This is a genomic window from Paraburkholderia sp. GAS448 (genome assembly GCF_050435685.1).
Classification (GTDB): domain Bacteria; phylum Pseudomonadota; class Gammaproteobacteria; order Burkholderiales; family Burkholderiaceae; genus Paraburkholderia.
The window spans coordinates 237077-252160 of the sequence record NZ_JBNDKT010000008.1 but is presented as its reverse complement, the minus strand read 5'-3'; the positions used below and the strand labels follow the sequence as shown (position 1 = coordinate 252160).

Here is a 15084-nt window from a genome sequence, read left to right as displayed (position 1 = left end):
CCGCGTTCGTCAAGGCCGCTCCCGTGTTCGCGCAAGCGGTCGGTCATACAGTCATGCCGCCGCTTGCACAACAAAGTCTTTTTGGATCGAATAATGAAACGACAGGTCCTCAAGACCATTTTTTTTGCGTTGCCCAAGCTCCTTGAGCTGACGGCACGCCGCTTTCCCGCCTATCGTGAACGCCTGAAGGAGCGCGATCTCGTCGTCTCGATCGGGCTCATGGACGGAAGCATCAATCGGGTCATCGAGTTCAAGAATGGTCACATTCGGTCGCGTGCCGGCAATCATCGGCGCTCCGACGTGCGCATGGCCTTCAAGGATGTCGCCACCGCGCTGAAATTCTTTTCCCCCAAGCCGGACCAGGGCGAGATTATCCACGCTGCCAAGAACTTCAAGGTGGTGACCGAAGGCGAGGACGAACTGCTGGTTTGGGTGATGCAAACCCTGAGCATGATGCAGACCGTCGGTTTGCCGATGGGCACGCGGATGCGCGACGGTACGCGCCGCTACACCACTTGCACAAATGGCGGCCCGCTGTTCGTCTACGTCAACGGTGACCGCGTCGTCCGGGTGACCCCCATCGATCTCGACAGCACCGATGCGCCGAGCTGGGTAATCGAAGCGCGCGGACGCCGCTTCAGTCCGCCACGGCGCGGATTGGTCGCGCCGCACGCGTTGACCCTCAAATCACTCGTCTATTCGGACAAGCGCATTCTTCATCCGATGAAGCGAGTCGACTTCGATCCTGACGGCGAGCGCAATCCGCAAAACCGCGGCAGGTCCGGCTATGTACGTATCAGTTGGGAGGAGGCGCTGGACATTGTCGCCAAAGAAATTAACCGGCAGAAGCGCGTTCATGGACCCGGCTCGATTACGTTCCCGCTTTCGTCCCACCACCAGTGGGGCAATGTGGGCTATTACCTCAGCGCGCTGACGCGTTTTGCGAACCTGATCGGCTTCACTCGGGTCGCCGCGAATCCGGACAGTTGGGAAGGCTGGTACTGGGGCGCCATGCATCATTTCGGCAATTCGATGCGGATCGGCGTTCCATCCGGCTACGGCGGTGTCGAGGATTGCCTGAAGGAAGCGGACATGATTGTCTTCTGGTCCTGCGACCCCGAAAGCACCAATGGCGCTTATGCGGGATTCGAGGGGACACCGCGACGCCTATGGGCCAAGGAACTCGGCATCGAGTTCGTGCATATCGACCCGCACTGCAATCCCACCGCGCAATTGCTCGGCGGGCGATGGATGCCGGTCCGACCGCAAACCGACGCGGCGCTCGCCACCGCCATCATGTACGTGTGGGCCGTGGAAAACCTCTACGACAAGGATTACGTCGCTACCCGCACCACCGGGTTTGACGACTGGAAAGCGTACCTTCTCGGCGAGACCGACGGCGTGGCCAAAACGCCCGAGTGGCAGGAAAGCGAGACCGGCGTGCCGGCCAGGGACGTCCGAGCGCTCGCGCGCCGCTGGGGCAACCGGAAGGTCCACCTGGCTGTGGGGATGACCGGTGCGGGATTCGGTGGCGCGGGCCGAGGCGCAACGGGCGCGCAATGGGCGCGCTGCATGATCATGATGATGGCGATGCAGGGCTGGGGCAAGCCGGGCGTGAATTTCGGCTGCCTCGAAGTGGGTGTGCCTCACGACCTCCATTTCTATTTTCCCGGCTATGCGGACGGCGGCATTTCCGGCGACCTGGCCTGGACCGCCAACGCGGTGAACAATTACCAGCGCATGCCGCATATCCTGACCATGAATCCCGTCAAGCAGATGGTGCCGCGGCAGCAACTTCCCGATGCCATCATCAACGGTCATGCCACGGGCTACCTGTGGGACGGCATGTCGCAGGAAGCCCAGTTTGCGCCGTTCACCTATCCCATGCCCGGGTATTCGCCGATTCACATGATCTACCGTTACGGCGGATCCGCCTTCAGTACGGTGACGAATTCCGGGCGCTGGGCCGACGCCTACCGGCACTCGAGCATCGAGTTCGTGGTCAACCAGTCGATCTGGATGGAGGGGGAGGCCCAGTTTGCCGACATCATCCTGCCCGCCTGCACTTCTCTGGAGCGCTGGGACATCGGGGAATGGTCGAATTCAGGCGGCTACGCCCATCATGGCTACAGCACGGTCAATCATCGCATCATGACGCTGCAGCACAAGTGCATCGAGCCTTTGGGCGAGTCCCGCTCCGACTATGACATCTTCACCGCGATCCTGACCCGGTTAGGCTTGGGCGCTGTGTTCACCGAGGGCTGCAGTGAGCTTGACTGGGTCAAGCGGGTCTTCGACTCGTCGGATCTGCCAGATCATATTTCGTGGCGCGAGTTCTGCCGCAAGGGCTATTTCGTCGTACCGCCCGAGAAGCCCGCGTTGCGCCATCCGGTGGACATGCGCTGGTTTGCGGAGGGCAGGCGCAAGGACTTGCAGGAACCGCACCCGCTGCCGTCCCAGTTCGCCGAAAAATTCGGCTCGGGTCTGCAGACGCCCAGCGGCAAACTGGAGTTCGTCCCCGAGTTGCTGAAGCGGCACACGGCGGACAATCCCGAACGGCCGGCGCTCAATAGCTACATCCCGTCCTGGGAGGGAATGCGCTCGGAGCTCGCCGAGCGGTATCCACTGCAGTTGATTGCCACCCACAGTCGTTACAGCTTCCACACCCATTGCGACGGCAAGAATTCGTCGGTGAACAGCATCGAGGACCATCGCGCGCTGATCGGCGGGCACCGCTTCTGGCTGCTGAGGCTTAGCCGGGCGGACGCGGCGATTCGAGGCATTACCCATCGCGACCTTGTCAAGGTTTACAACGACCGCGGCGCAGTGATCTGCGCGGCCGACGTCTCGCCGCTGGTCAATGCGGGAGTGGTCAAGTCGTACGAGGCGAGCGCCGAATTCAAACTGATTGAAATCGATGGCGAGCGCGTCGAAATCGGCGGCTGCATGAATATGCTGACCCCCGACCGGCCTCAAACCGCCGGCACGAGCAGCATGAGTCCCAACTCCTGCCTGGTGCAGGTCGAAAAATGGAGAAGTGCCGAGGCGTTCATGCTCGGTCGCGCAGCATGAGGAACATGGAATGAGCAAGTGGAATCTGGTCATCAAGGTCGGGCGTTGCGAGAACTGCCAGAACTGCGTCATCGCCGCGCGGGACGAGCACGTCGGCAACGACTTCCCCGGTTATGCCGCGCCCGCCTCCGCCAACGCCGACAGCCCCGTGCGCATTCTGCGCCGTGTCCAGGGCGACGCCCATATGGTCGAGACCACGTATCTGCCGGTCATGTGCAACCACTGCGACGACGCGCCGTGCATGCGGGTGGGCGGCGATGCGATTCGCAAGCGCGCCGACGGCATCGTCATCATCGACCCGGACAAGGCGCGGGGCCGGAAAGACATCGTGAAGTCGTGCCCGTACAAGGCGATCGTCTGGAACGAAGAGCTTCAGTTGCCACAGACCTGGATCTTCGATGCGCATCTGCTCGATCAGGGTTGGCCCCGGCCACGTTGCCAGCAGTCCTGTCCCACCGATGTCTTCGAGACGGTCAAGCTGGATGACTCAGCGATGGCCGAGAAGGCCCGGCGCGAGGGGCTCAAGGTATTGCGGCCCAACCTCGGCACGAAGCCACGCGTGTGGTACAGCGACTTCGAGCGCTGGGAAACCTGCTTCATCGGGGGAAGTGTCAGCGCGCAGATGGGAGAATTGGTGGAGTGCGTCACGAATGCGGTCGTCGCCCTGTACGTCGGCAATCAGAAGGTGGGCGAAACCGTCTCGGACGGCTTCGGCGATTTCCGGTTCGGTGGCCTTGCCAAGGGAAGCGGCCTCTACCGGGTCGAAATCCGTCATGACCTCGGCAACGCCTGGCGCAATTGCGAACTGGACGAAAGCGTTTACCTGGGCGAGATCAGGCTCATCCAGTCGACAAACGGCGTGGGAGTCGCATGATCATGAGCACCGCAACGAAGCTGCTTTGCCGGAAACCGGCGGACCCTATCCAACTGAAGACACGAACGACCGCGATGCCCCGACCGGGAAAAGGCGAGGTTCTGGTCCGGGTCGAGGCGACGTCGGTCAATCCCATCGACGTCAAGCGCGCCAAGGGGTACGGCCGGCGTCTCCTGAGCCTCAAGGGAGCAGGAACATTTCCTTTAGTCCTCGGCAACGATTTTTCTGGAGAGGTCGTTTCCGTTGGCGCTGGTGTCAGCGCGTGGCAACCAGGCGACCGGGTCATGGGGTTGGTGCCTACCGGCAAGAAGGGTGGTGCGCATGCCACGCACCTGACGGTGGACGCCCGCCTGGTGAGGCCGGCGGTGGGCGGCCTTGGTTCGAAGGCACTGGCGGCGTTTCCCTATACTTTTACTACGCTCTGGCTGGCGCTACGCGGCGCGGGCATCAGTGAAGGTAATGCAAAGGGCAAGAACGTGCTTGTGCACGGTGCATCAGGGGGCCTCGGCCAATTGGCGCTTCAGATCCTGGGGGCATGGGGAGCTTCCGTCACCGCCATCTGCAGCACGGCAAATATTGACCTCTGCCGGAATCTCGGCGCGACGGCCGTATTGGACAGAACCCGCTGCCGGCTGGAGGAACTGCCCGATCAATTCGACGCTGGCCTGAATTTCGGCGCCTGGGAGGATGAGGCAACCCTGCTCGGCCGCCTCCGGCAAGGAGCCCTGGGATACGCCACGACCGTTCATCCCCTCCTGGGGAACATCGACCGCCGCGGTCTTCTGCCGGGAGCATGGCGTTCACGCCAGGACTGGCGGCGTATGCAGATGCTGGCCGACGCAAGGGGCGCACGCTACCGCTGGATCGTGTTTCAACCGGACGAAGGCGCTCTCGACATGCTGTACCAATTCCTCACGAGGGGCGCGCTGACGTTGCCCGTGGGCGTCTCGGTACCTTTTTCCAATGCAGACCTGGCGTTCGAGCACACAGCCCGGCACATGAAAGGGCGCGCGATCCTGCTTCCCACGGGGGCCCTGTCAAGTTGACGAGCGTGGACTACCTGTGTGGCTCAAGCGTAGTTATCCTTATCAGATAGCTTTCTCGACTACGGAAGAGACAGTCCAACCATGTCATATTGCAAAGCGTTCTTTGAGTATGGCGCGATGATGTACCCGCGTTCATCTGATGTCTTGGCAACGCGAAGTGCTACGGGATGGGACCGAAGCGTGAGAGAAATGACTGCATGCGACGCGCATCGCGAAAGCCGGACATCTGGCGTTCGGGCCTGTCGGTTAGCTAGGATCTGCTCTCGGGGTGGTTGTTCACGCGTGCAGCCGCTTTGACGAAAACGTGCTTTATCTGAGCGCGCCCCGGAATATCGGCCTTCGCCGCAGGATAACCGCGCATCTGGTCGGTACCGATCCTGCGCGACACCGGGTTTGAACGCAGCACCCGCCGGAATAAGCGCTTTGCCATGGCCTTGTCGCGCCGCTTTTGCACCAGCACGTCGCGTTCCGCGCCATGCTCGTCGATCGCACGTCACGACAGATACGGCTCGCCCGCAGCGTCACGAACATCTCGTCCAGATGCCAGGTGCTGCCCGGTTTGCGTCGCGCCGCCGACAGCGGTCCCACAACCTGCGCGCTCAGATCCTCGTGGAACGCGACGCTCGCGGTCGGATTCACCCTTGCGCGCAGCAACCATCTGATCGACGCCTCGATGACCTATATTCCGATGTCGACCCCACTCACACCCGACGCATTGGATGCCACGGGTATGCACGGCGTGACGAAGTTGCACATCCGTACGCATCCGCTCATCAGGCACCTAAAGTTCGTCTACACATCTAAAGATGGCCGCTGGTTACGCTCCAGCGGAGGTTGGCTGGACCGCAGATGGACAAATGGGACGAGCCACATCGACCGGGCAGTACGGCGCGAGACTCGCGCCGTACTCCTCACGGACTGCGCAGGCAGGACCTGGGTGGCCTGCATGCGGGGCGGTTTGATATTACATGTCGACACGCGGGGTGCAGCAGCAGTGAGTGGCTTCGTTTGCTGCACCAGGCTGCCGAAGTCGGCTTCGACTTTCGCCCGTCTCGGCGGCTGTAACAGGGGACGGGGCGCTTCTGTGCCCGGTGATTCCGCTGTTTGGTATGACGATTCCGCTATTTGCTTTCGCCTCAGTGTAGATTTCGTCGTCTAGATTGACATTAACATCAATATTGAGTTTAATGTCGTTTATGAGGTTTGGCCGATGCTGCAATAGAGGGCGTTGTCATGCATGGAGCCACGCGGCGGGCGCGTAGTCGGGAAGTTATCGGGAACATCAGGCACGTACCGCAAAAGCATGCACGTGACGCGCTCGAGGTTCGTGGCATCACTCACTCCTCGGAGCATTTGGCATGAGGCCGTTGAACTCGCGCATTGGCCTCGCTGTTTCTGGGACACTCGCCTTGCGCCCGCTGTGCGGGCTTCGCTCGACTTACCTCGGGGCGCTGGTCGACGCAACCTCCAGCCGCGCGCGAGGTGAGTTCGTCTGCGTCGTCGAGCAACGTCATTTTTACGCCCTCGAATAACCTGGCAGAAAGCCGAACTGGATCAAATTCAACAGGTTGATAGAGCTCGCCGAGGCAACATGATGAACACAACGCTCCTGTCAGCAATGGCAGCACTGTTCGGTGCAACGATCGCCGGCCTGACATCCGTTGTCACGCAACGAACGCAGACTAAGGCAGAGTGGCTTGCGCACGACCGCATTCGCCGGCAGGACCTCTATAAGGAGTTCATCGAGGAGGCGTCGCATTGCTATGTCCACGCGCTTCAGCACGATGAGCCGGACCTCGCTGCTCTCGTCAGTCTGTTCGCAAAGATAAGCCGTATGCGCGTCCAATCCTCGACAGAGGTTGCGAACGAAGCCGATCAGGTTGGACGAAAGATTGTGGATACCTATCACGCCCCGGAAAAGACGTTCCTTCAACTACGTGAAATGCTCGCAGACGGTTCGATCGACATCCTCGGCCGCTTCAGCGACGTTTGCCGCGCCGAATTCGATTCGCTGCGAGCGCAGCAATTCTGAGTGAAGAATCAACCCGGATTTTGCGCGAACCGCCGGGGTTGGGACCTGACATTGTCAAATCCCTTGTCGAGAAAATGATTGCGAAATCCGCCGTCTGACGCGCGCGCATTCGATGGCGCCGCAGATGGCGATCTGACCGGTACGTTATGCCATGAAACGGGAACGCCTGACACACGCACAGCGCAGGGAGCAGACGCGAGAGCGCCTGCTTGAGGCTGCGCGGAAGACGTTCGTCGAAAAGGGATTGGCCGCTACAAGTGTGGAGGACATCGCTGAGGCGGCCGGCTTCACGCGCGGCGCGTTCTATTCGAACTTCGACGGTAAGCCGGAGCTGCTGCTTGAGTTGCTGCGCCGGGACCACGATAGCGCGCAGGTCAATCTGCGGGCGATCATGGAAGAGGGCGGCACGCCCGCGGAAATGAAGGCGCGCGCCATCGCGTACTACAGCCGGTATTTTCGTGATCGAGACTTCTTTCTGCTTTGGGTCGAAGCCAAACTACTCGCGCATCGGGACGCCCGGTTTCAGGAGCGCTTTAACGCGTTCCGGCACGAAAAGCTCGACCAGATCAGCGCGTACATCCGCACGTTGTCGGAGCGCTACGCAAGGCCATTGCCCCTGCAGCCGGACGCGCTCGCGCTCGGCTTGGTGAGCCTGCGCGATGGTGTGCAGTTCTCCAGACTATGCGATCCGCAGACGGCGAGCGACGAGGTGATGCAGACAGTGCTTGCCGGATTTTTTTCGTGCGTATTTTGGAGGCAACCGGAAGAAATACAGCACGCCGATCATCGAGCGGGCGTACCCGGCCGCAGATGTCGGACGCCCACCGGGGACGCCGACAATATCCGTGACCAGGGTGCAGCACGATGAAATTGAAGGCAACTGCCTGGGCAATGCCCTGTACCCCGCTCAGCCTTTCGATCGTCAGAACTCGGCGCCCCGACAGAGCCCCGAGTCTCGCACTGGTTGGCGCGGGCAGTTTTGTATGTAAGCCCCTCAAAGGAGATAATCATGTTTTACGATCACACGAATTCTCAAAATATTGATCACCGAAGGGGTACGAGTGATCGACGCGACGTGGGTTCGGCGCCGAACGATGTCGTCGATGTGATCAATCCCCCGCCGGCAAGGAACTGGTCATGGGCGCACCACGGCGACTCATATGACTGGATGGACTGGCACAGTCCGTTTCCTGCGACAGCCCCGTCGGAGTGAACGCGGTACGGCTGCGCTACAGCCACACACACTCGCTGTGTCAAACCACCCGCTGGCGAGGTTCAAATCAGAGGAACCCGCGAGACGCCTGATGGCGGTGTCATGGCCAACAATGGCAGCTCATTTTTTCACCGGAAGTGATTGGCCACAGTGTGACAGGCTAAATCGTGGATGATGTGGCAGGGGCGATCGATGCGGTAACACGACTCGACACGCTGCCCCGTACGTCAATCCGGGTCGCCTTCGTGCGCCGCTTCACCTCGAGGGCCATGGCGCAGCACTACGTGAACATCTATACCGCGCTCGCCAGGAAAGCAAGACTGCCGGCATTAGGTCAGGTCGTCGCCGGCTGCACGGACGAAAACGCGTGTCGCGTCCCGGACCTTGTTAGGGTCCGGGAGGTGCCGCGACTCGGTAGATCGGAAACACGAAGTCCGGCGTCGGCGTCAACTGGATACCGGAATCCGGACAGATGACGCGTCCCTTCACCGCAACCCGCTGCCCCAGATAAGGTAGCAGAAGCAAACGGTCAGTTACGCCCGCCTTCCCAAGCACGATATCGGTCACGACCTTGTCGTTGCAGGGCGAGGTTGACGGGCGGTCCAGCCGGAGCGACGTATAGTCGCCGGGCGCGTACTGTCCGTTGCCCCGCTGGATCGTGCCAGTGATCCAGATGTCCTGTTGCAACGGCAGTGTTTTCAGGGGCGGTTCGGCGGCCACCCCGGCAGCTGCTGAGCTGGCGGCCAGGACGGCCGACGCCAACAGTGCCTGTGAGCGTTCTTTCATGATGCAGCTCCCATCCGGCTTGTATGATTCAGGGTGTAGCCTGTAACCCTCTTCGCGGAGGCTGCCCCTGCGGTTCAGCGCAATCGCCCGAAGATCACTGGATTGGCGGCACCACGCCCAGTTTCTCGGCCAGCATGCGTTCATACACGCCGAAATGCAGGTCGACTTCCCCCTGACTGACTGTCGTCACGATGATGTTCACCTGCTCCGGCAGCAGTCCGAGCACCACCGCGATCGCCGCTTCCAGTTGCGGCGCACAAACGCGGTCTTCGGTAAGTGTCGTGCCGACAGCGATATCGTAGGTTTGTTCGTGCTGGAAGACGATCTCGACCAGCCGCGCGCGGGCGCTCATGTTGTTGTCGATCGCGAGTTGCACGACCTCCGCCACGCTACGCATCAATTCCGTCGGAAAGCCTCTGGTCGAGCGCAGCCGGACGCGGTGTCTGCCAAGCGTGAGCCAGTCCGAATCGAATTCCATGGTGTCCTCCGGTTCCGTTGCAAGGCACCGCGATAATAGGATTTGGCAGGCGATTTTCAAGACCGGAATTTCACCACCGCCCCCTTGAAATTTTCACCGTAGGTTCTATCTTTAATTTCGCTCAGGCAGATGTGCCGGTTACATCCGGTGCGCTGCGTGTTTCGATTTGTTTGCCAGCGGCCTGGCAGGCGGACTGGAGCGCGTAGGCCCGTTCGCCTCCTCGCTGCATCGAAGGAGGATACGATGAGTGATCTCTTTTCCGGAACCGACCTGTTCAGTGAATTCGACCGTCTGCAGCGGCAGATGGACAGCCTGTTCGGCGGCTTCCCGTCCAGCATCCGCTCCGGGCGCCTCGGCGCCTTCCCGCAGGTCAACATCGGTGCGACCGACGACTCGATCGAGATAGTCGCGTTCGCGCCGGGCGTCAATGCCGCTGAACTCGACGTGTCGATCGACAAGGGGCTTTTGACGATTGCCGGCGAGCGCAAGCCAGCGCGGCCGGAGGCCAGTGGCGACACCCGCGGCGACCCAACGCGCGACGATATCCGCACCTACGCGCAGGAGCGCTTCACCGGTGCGTTCCGCCGCGTTATCGAGCTTCCGCAGAATGCCGACCCAGACAGGGTGCAGGCCCGCTACACCAACGGCTGCCTGTCGATCACCGTCGGCAAGCGCGAAGCGTCGAAGCCGCGGGCCATCACCGTGCAGTAATGCCAGTTATTCGAGGAGCAGGCCATGAACGACAGGACACAGGTTGCTGAACGCGACCAGAAAGCCGTAGCACGACGCGAGGGCGACCAGCCGGTACGACGGATGACGCTTACACCGGCCGTCGACGTATTCGAGGACAGCCAGGGCATTACGCTGTGGGCGGACCTTCCAGGCGTCACAAAGGACAAACTCGACGTGAAGGTGCACGACGGCAATCTCTATATCGAGGCCGAAGCGGTCGTGCCCACACCCGCCGGTCTGCGGCTGCAGCATGCCGAGATCCGTGAACCGCATTTCGCGCGCGCGTTCTCGCTGAGCCCGGACTTTGACACATCGAAGATCGACGCGAACCTGCAGGACGGCGTGCTGAAGCTGACGATTCCGCGTCGCGACGAAGCACGGCCGCGACGGATCGAGGTGCGAACGAACTGAGCCCGGAAGGCCAGCGACGACGGGAGACAAACCGGGGGCGGCCGCCAGGTCGCCACCGCCCGGTTGGTCGAGGCGCGGATGAAGCTCGTCATGATGACTGGTGGCGCGGATACAGGATCTGCACGTGGGCCGTGACGGTACGGCGGTTCGCAGGCGGCCTGGCCATCCCAGTCAGGCTGACTGCAAACCATGTATCCGCGGGCCTGACGCCAGGCGACGGCGGCCGCTCGGAGGCGCGGCCCATAGACGTCAGCAGAAACGTTTCAGTGAGGGCGCGAGCACGGAATTCCGGTTCTCCTGCCAGACCATCAAGGAGCATGAGATGAACACCGACCCGAAAAGGGGAACCCTTTCAAATTTCTCCGCGGTTCAGGACGCAAGCCGGAGGCGGACAGTGCGCAAAGCTCGCCCGACAGCGAATCGTCGCGTGTTCCGTGGCCTGACATTTCGCGGCTTTTTCTCGTGATCAGTGGCGCGCAATGGAGGATTCTTTTCACGATCCGTTCGCGGCGCGTGGCGCGCTCGAACGATGGTTTGGCGACTTCAGTTCATCGCGTTTCCAGCCGCGCATCGACGTGGTTGACGAGGGGAAGATACTGCGCGTGACTGTCGAGTTGCCAGGCATGGAGAGGGAGGATCTGAACGTTACCGTTGAGGATGGGGCACTGGTGTTGCGCGGTGAGAAAAAGCAGGATGTGCACAGCGAGGAAGACGGCTGCTATCGACTTGAACGGGCGTATGGGGCCTTCACGCGCACGATCCCGATGCCGGAAAACGCCGATCCCGACCACGCTCTCGCAAAGTTTGACAAGGGAGTGCTTAGTTTGACCGTGCCGAAACAGGAGCCGCCTCGATTCGCGAGCCACACGATCGATATCGGCTAGCGTTGGGCGGCGACGTGGCGCTTGCGAGATGAATGGGAGTAGCCCGGGTCGTTAGCTCGGCAGGTAGAGCAGCGGACTTCTAATCCGTTGGTCACTGGTTTGAATCCAGTACGGCCGTAGACCGCAATAAAGTTGTCACTCCTTCGCGAGTAAATCTGGGGAGCGTTAAAAACCTTGGGGTTTCGTCCGCAGTTGCTGGGAAGTGGCGGGGACACGTTTATTACGTCCGACGCCTGGCTGATCTGGCCGATTCGATGCGCGTCGCTCGACATGGAAGCCTCAACGCGCGCACCGAGAGCCTGTGGGGATCGCTCAAGCGTGCACGCATACTCGGTCAGCGCTTTGCAAGGCGTCGCGAAGCGATGGACGAGGTAAACGACTGGTTGAGCTTCTGCAATCATTCGCGCTGGCACTCGACGCTGGGCGACGTCAGCCCGATGCAATTCGAGCAGGACTGCTACGCCGTCCAGAACCAACGGGTGGCATAATTTCCGCTCAGTTAAGGGATCCGGAATTCGCGGGCAAGCTCAGGGAACACCTCAAGGCGGGGTCGTTTCACCGATCTTGAGTAACATTCTTCTTACTCCGTTTGACTGGGAGATGCGAAGGCGTGGCTATCGACTAACACGGTATGCAGACGACTGGGTGGTGACATGTCGCACCCGGAAGGAAGCGCATGAAGTGTTAGCACAGGCCGGGAAGATTCTGACGGAGTTGGGCGTGATGCTGAACGAAAGCAAGACGCAAATAGTTCATGTATCACGTGGTTTCGAGTTTCCAGGGTACAAGATCAAGCGGGGCAGTCGTCGTCTTGCTCTGCCCTCTAGCAAGACCCGCAGTGGCACCCGTGAGGGTGACCTCTATGCGTATCCGCGCGAGAAATCCCTACAACACTTTATGGATCAGATACGCAAGCGTACTCGGCGTAAGGTGCCTGTGGACACGCAGGGGTTGATCGCTGAAATCAATCCGGTCATTCGCGGCTGGGGGCTGTATTTCTGCAAGGCTCACATCCGCAAGCTCTTCGCCCATCTGGATCGCTGGATCCTGCGGCGCATCTGGTCGCATCGATTCAAGCGATGGCGTTGCCGCGGCTGGAAACAGCTTCCCGAGCGACGGCTTTATAACGAGATGGGTCTTGTTCGGCTGGTCTTTCTGATACCTTCACTTAATCTGCGCTGAAAGCGCGTCTTTGCGAAAGCCGGATGCGGGAGAACTACACGTCCGGTTTGAGCGGCGGACGGAGGCTAGCGCGCAAGCGCGCCTCCTCCGACCCGACAGGGTTGAAGGTCCTGTAATGGGACTGGACCGAAGGAGCGTCATCGTCTGGCTTTATGCTGCGGGCAACCTGCAAGGGGAGGACCTGCGTGGATAAAGCAAAGCCGTTTAGTATTTCCAAGCGTGAGGTATGGGAAGCATATAAACAGGTGAAGGCCAACCGTGGGGCGGCGGGCGTGGATGAACAGTCGATGCAGGAATTCGGGGCGGATCTGAAGAATAATCTGTACCGAATCTGGAATCGGATGTCGTCCGGTAGTTACATGCCGCCACCTGTACTGCGGGTTGACATACCGAAAGCTGGAGGTGCGGGGACGAGGCCGTTGGGTATACCCACGATCTCTGATCGCATCGCTCAGACGGTGGTCAAGCGATATCTGGAACCGCTTGTGGAGCCTGTGTTTCACGACGATTCATATGGATATCGTCCAGGGCGGTCTGCGCATCGGGCACTCGACGTGGCTCGGCAGCGATGCTGGAACTACGCTTGGGTGCTGGACCTCGACATCAAGAATTTCTTCGGTAGCATCGACTGGGAACTCATGATGCGAGCGGTGCGCTGCCACACGGATTGCGCATGGGCGCTGCTGTACGTCGAGCGCTGGCTCAAGGCACCCGTGCAAATGCCGGATGGGACCGTGATGCAACCTGACAAGGGCACCCCGCAAGGCGGTGTCGTTAGTCCAGCGCTGGCCAATCTGTTTCTCCATTATGCTCTCGACCGATGGATGCAAAAGCATCACCCCGATGTGCCATTCGAGCGTTACGCGGACGATGCCGTCTATCACTGCCAGAGCGAAGCGCAGGCTCGGCTGCTCCGGCAGGAACTGGAGGCGCGGCTCGTGGAGTGCAAGCTGGCTCTGCATCCAGACAAAACCAAAATCGTGCACTGCAAGCAGGCCAATCGGCCTGTGGACTATCCAACCTGCCAGTTCGACTTTCTGGGCTATACGTTCCGGCCGCGGAGCGTTATGAATCGGATGGGCAAACTGTCTGTCGGCTTTACTCCGGCGGTGAGCAACAAAGCAGCCAAGGCGATGCGCCAGGAGTTGCGTCGCAATTGGCTGTGGCGTCGTTCCGATCTGACGCTGGATGACCTGGCGGATTACACGCGTCCGATCCTGCGGGGCTGGATTCAGTACTACGGGCGGTTCTCACGGTCGGTTCTCGCGCAGGTGATGCGATATGTTGATGCGGCGCTGGTGCGGTGGGCACGGCGGAAATATAAGTCTCTTTCCAGACGTCCGGCGCGAGCTTGGGCGTGGCTGTCGGGGATCCGATCCCGGCAGCCCGGGTTGTTTGCCCACTGGAGCGTGGAGGCGGCGGTTGGACGATAAGAGCCGGATGAATCGAGAGATTCACGTCCGGATCTGTGAGAGCGTGAGGGCGCAATTCCCTTGCGCTACTCGACAATTCGACACTAACCCTCAAGGAGGGAGTCGCGTGCGTCATGGGCGCATTTTTGGTGTCTCGCGGCTGCCCAGTTTTCGTTGTACGGGTAGGGCATTAGCTAGAGCATGGCTGGGCAGGGAGATGAAACTCGGCAGCGCATGGCAAGCAAGTATTGGAGTCTTCTGCCCTCCCATGGGTCTAAAGAAGCGAGGCGCAGAGACGGATGAGACGCAAGCAACTTGCTACACAGAATCAACCGCCCATGCTCTGCAGATAGTCGCCCCAATCCTGCATCATCCTCTGTCTCTCAGGAAGAAATTCGGCCTTGTTATACGCGCGACTCACGCGATTTCTCTCGACGTGGGCCAACTGCCGTTCAATCGCCAGTGGGGCGAATCCCTCTTCGTGCGCCCATGTGCTAAACGTACCTCGAGCGCCGTGTGCCCTGAACAGACGTTCCTGATTGAATCCAGCACGGACTAAGGCCGCATTGATTGTGGTAGCTGCCATAGGGCGCGATTTGTCTCTGACGTTAGGGAACAGGTAGTTGTCAGCGCCTTTAGCTCGTGCAATTTGCCGAACTTTTTTCAAGACCTCAATTGCTTGGGTGCTCAGCGGCACGACATGCGGATGTCCCATCGTCATGCGTTCGCCGGGAATGGCCCATATCGCTGATTCCAAGTCGAGCTCCTTCCACGTCGCACCTCGCAACTCGGATGCCGGCCCCGACCAGCTTGGCGGCATTGCCTCGCAATTCTCGTGCGTCATGAAGCGACAGGTCGGGGAAGCGCCCGAGAGTGTACGTGCAAGCCTTGTCGTCCAGTCGGTAGTCGAATTTCCACGTCTTCGTACCCGTGATCGATACGTATAAATACATCGAGTCGCG

13 protein-coding genes, 1 tRNA gene and 4 pseudogenes are annotated in these 15084 nt (G+C 60.4%); 13 read left to right on the top strand and 5 right to left on the bottom strand.

Annotated features, from left to right (window positions below; translation table 11 throughout):
- Positions 1 to 93 precede the first annotated feature (93 nt).
- The 3 genes from P3T23_RS17860 to P3T23_RS17850 are packed head-to-tail and all read left to right on the top strand — an operon-like array spanning position 94 to position 4992.
- Positions 94 to 3072, top strand: a complete 2979-nt coding sequence (locus P3T23_RS17860) for a molybdopterin-dependent oxidoreductase (RefSeq protein WP_429317468.1) — start codon at positions 94 to 96, stop codon at positions 3070 to 3072.
- A 10-nt stretch (positions 3073 to 3082) separates the two neighbouring features.
- Entirely contained in the window at positions 3083 to 3946 is an 864-nt protein-coding gene (locus P3T23_RS17855) for a 4Fe-4S dicluster domain-containing protein (RefSeq protein WP_429317467.1), read from the top strand.
- Between the two features lie 2 nt (positions 3947 to 3948).
- Positions 3949 to 4992 carry an alcohol dehydrogenase catalytic domain-containing protein gene (locus tag P3T23_RS17850; RefSeq protein ID WP_429317466.1) on the top strand — a complete coding sequence of 348 codons (1044 nt, stop codon included), beginning with the start codon at positions 3949 to 3951 and terminating at the stop codon, positions 4990 to 4992.
- 84 nt (positions 4993 to 5076) lie between these two features.
- Here the strand turns inward: P3T23_RS17850 and P3T23_RS17845 are convergent.
- Positions 5077 to 5571 (bottom strand): annotated as a pseudogene (locus P3T23_RS17845) (DDE-type integrase/transposase/recombinase); the annotation flags it as partial.
- 779 nt (positions 5572 to 6350) lie between these two features.
- Here P3T23_RS17845 and P3T23_RS17840 point away from each other — a divergent pair.
- The 3 genes and pseudogenes from P3T23_RS17840 to P3T23_RS17830 all read left to right on the top strand — a co-directional run.
- Positions 6351 to 6524, top strand: coding sequence for a hypothetical protein (locus tag P3T23_RS17840; protein ID WP_429317465.1), 174 nt, complete (start codon positions 6351 to 6353; stop codon positions 6522 to 6524).
- A gap of 62 nt (positions 6525 to 6586) precedes the next feature.
- The gene (locus tag P3T23_RS17835) at positions 6587 to 7024 is read left to right on the top strand and encodes a hypothetical protein (RefSeq protein WP_429317464.1); all 438 of its coding nucleotides are present in this window, start codon (positions 6587 to 6589) and stop codon (positions 7022 to 7024) included.
- Positions 7025 to 7175: 151 nt separating this feature from the next.
- Positions 7176 to 7781: pseudogene (locus P3T23_RS17830) on the top strand (TetR/AcrR family transcriptional regulator); the annotation flags it as partial.
- 843 nt (positions 7782 to 8624) lie between these two features.
- Here P3T23_RS17830 and P3T23_RS17825 read toward each other — a convergent pair.
- Entirely contained in the window at positions 8625 to 9023 is a 399-nt protein-coding gene (locus tag P3T23_RS17825; RefSeq protein WP_429317463.1) for a hypothetical protein, read from the bottom strand.
- A 94-nt stretch (positions 9024 to 9117) separates the two neighbouring features.
- Positions 9118 to 9501, bottom strand: coding sequence for a hypothetical protein (locus P3T23_RS17820; protein ID WP_429317462.1), 384 nt, complete (start codon positions 9499 to 9501; stop codon positions 9118 to 9120).
- Between the two features lie 243 nt (positions 9502 to 9744).
- Here P3T23_RS17820 and P3T23_RS17815 point away from each other — a divergent pair, with 243 nt between their 5' ends.
- The 7 genes and pseudogenes from P3T23_RS17815 to ltrA all read left to right on the top strand — a co-directional run bounded on the left by P3T23_RS17815 (position 9745) and on the right by ltrA (position 14143).
- A complete protein-coding gene (locus tag P3T23_RS17815) occupies positions 9745 to 10212 on the top strand; it encodes an Hsp20/alpha crystallin family protein (protein ID WP_429317461.1) in 468 nt (155 codons plus the stop codon).
- A 24-nt stretch (positions 10213 to 10236) separates the two neighbouring features.
- Entirely contained in the window at positions 10237 to 10644 is a 408-nt protein-coding gene (locus P3T23_RS17810) for an Hsp20/alpha crystallin family protein (RefSeq protein ID WP_429317460.1), read from the top strand.
- A gap of 322 nt (positions 10645 to 10966) precedes the next feature.
- Positions 10967 to 11528, top strand: a pseudogene (locus P3T23_RS17805) (Hsp20/alpha crystallin family protein).
- 45 nt (positions 11529 to 11573) lie between these two features.
- Positions 11574 to 11646, top strand: a tRNA-Arg gene (locus tag P3T23_RS17800).
- Between the two features lie 163 nt (positions 11647 to 11809).
- Positions 11810 to 12016: pseudogene (locus P3T23_RS17795) on the top strand (IS3 family transposase); the annotation flags it as partial.
- Positions 11925 to 12710 (top strand): reverse transcriptase domain-containing protein, encoded by a 786-nt coding sequence (locus tag P3T23_RS17790; protein ID WP_429317513.1) that lies wholly within the window; start codon positions 11925 to 11927, stop codon positions 12708 to 12710. The pseudogene P3T23_RS17795 and the gene P3T23_RS17790, both read left to right, overlap by 92 nt.
- A 185-nt stretch (positions 12711 to 12895) precedes the next feature.
- Positions 12896 to 14143, top strand: a complete 1248-nt coding sequence (ltrA, locus tag P3T23_RS17785) for a group II intron reverse transcriptase/maturase (RefSeq protein WP_429317459.1) — start codon at positions 12896 to 12898, stop codon at positions 14141 to 14143.
- 307 nt (positions 14144 to 14450) lie between these two features.
- Here the strand turns inward: ltrA and P3T23_RS17780 are convergent, their stop codons facing one another.
- The gene (locus P3T23_RS17780; RefSeq protein ID WP_429317458.1) at positions 14451 to 14909 is read right to left on the bottom strand and encodes a tyrosine-type recombinase/integrase; all 459 of its coding nucleotides are present in this window, start codon (positions 14907 to 14909) and stop codon (positions 14451 to 14453) included.
- Positions 14794 to 15075 (bottom strand): Arm DNA-binding domain-containing protein, encoded by a 282-nt coding sequence (locus P3T23_RS17775; protein WP_429317512.1) that lies wholly within the window; start codon positions 15073 to 15075, stop codon positions 14794 to 14796. Before P3T23_RS17775 ends, P3T23_RS17780 begins: the two co-directional genes overlap by 116 nt.
- Between the last annotated feature and the right edge of the window lie 9 nt (positions 15076 to 15084).

Bases quoted from the DNA above. Each gene is read 5' to 3' on its own strand.
- P3T23_RS17860 (WP_429317468.1), top strand. From the start codon at position 94: ATGAAACGACAGGTCCTCAAGACCATTTTTTTTGCGTTGCCCAAGCTC.
- P3T23_RS17855 (WP_429317467.1), top strand. From the start codon at position 3,083: ATGAGCAAGTGGAATCTGGTCATCAAGGTCGGGCGTTGCGAGAACTGC.
- P3T23_RS17850 (WP_429317466.1), top strand. From the start codon at position 3,949: ATGAGCACCGCAACGAAGCTGCTTTGCCGGAAACCGGCGGACCCTATC.
- P3T23_RS17840 (WP_429317465.1), top strand. From the start codon at position 6,351: ATGAGGCCGTTGAACTCGCGCATTGGCCTCGCTGTTTCTGGGACACTC.
- P3T23_RS17835 (WP_429317464.1), top strand. From the start codon at position 6,587: ATGAACACAACGCTCCTGTCAGCAATGGCAGCACTGTTCGGTGCAACG.
- P3T23_RS17825 (WP_429317463.1), bottom strand. From the start codon at position 9,023: ATGAAAGAACGCTCACAGGCACTGTTGGCGTCGGCCGTCCTGGCCGCC.
- P3T23_RS17820 (WP_429317462.1), bottom strand. From the start codon at position 9,501: ATGGAATTCGATTCGGACTGGCTCACGCTTGGCAGACACCGCGTCCGG.
- P3T23_RS17815 (WP_429317461.1), top strand. From the start codon at position 9,745: ATGAGTGATCTCTTTTCCGGAACCGACCTGTTCAGTGAATTCGACCGT.
- P3T23_RS17810 (WP_429317460.1), top strand. From the start codon at position 10,237: ATGAACGACAGGACACAGGTTGCTGAACGCGACCAGAAAGCCGTAGCA.
- P3T23_RS17775 (WP_429317512.1), bottom strand. From the start codon at position 15,075: ATGTATTTATACGTATCGATCACGGGTACGAAGACGTGGAAATTCGAC.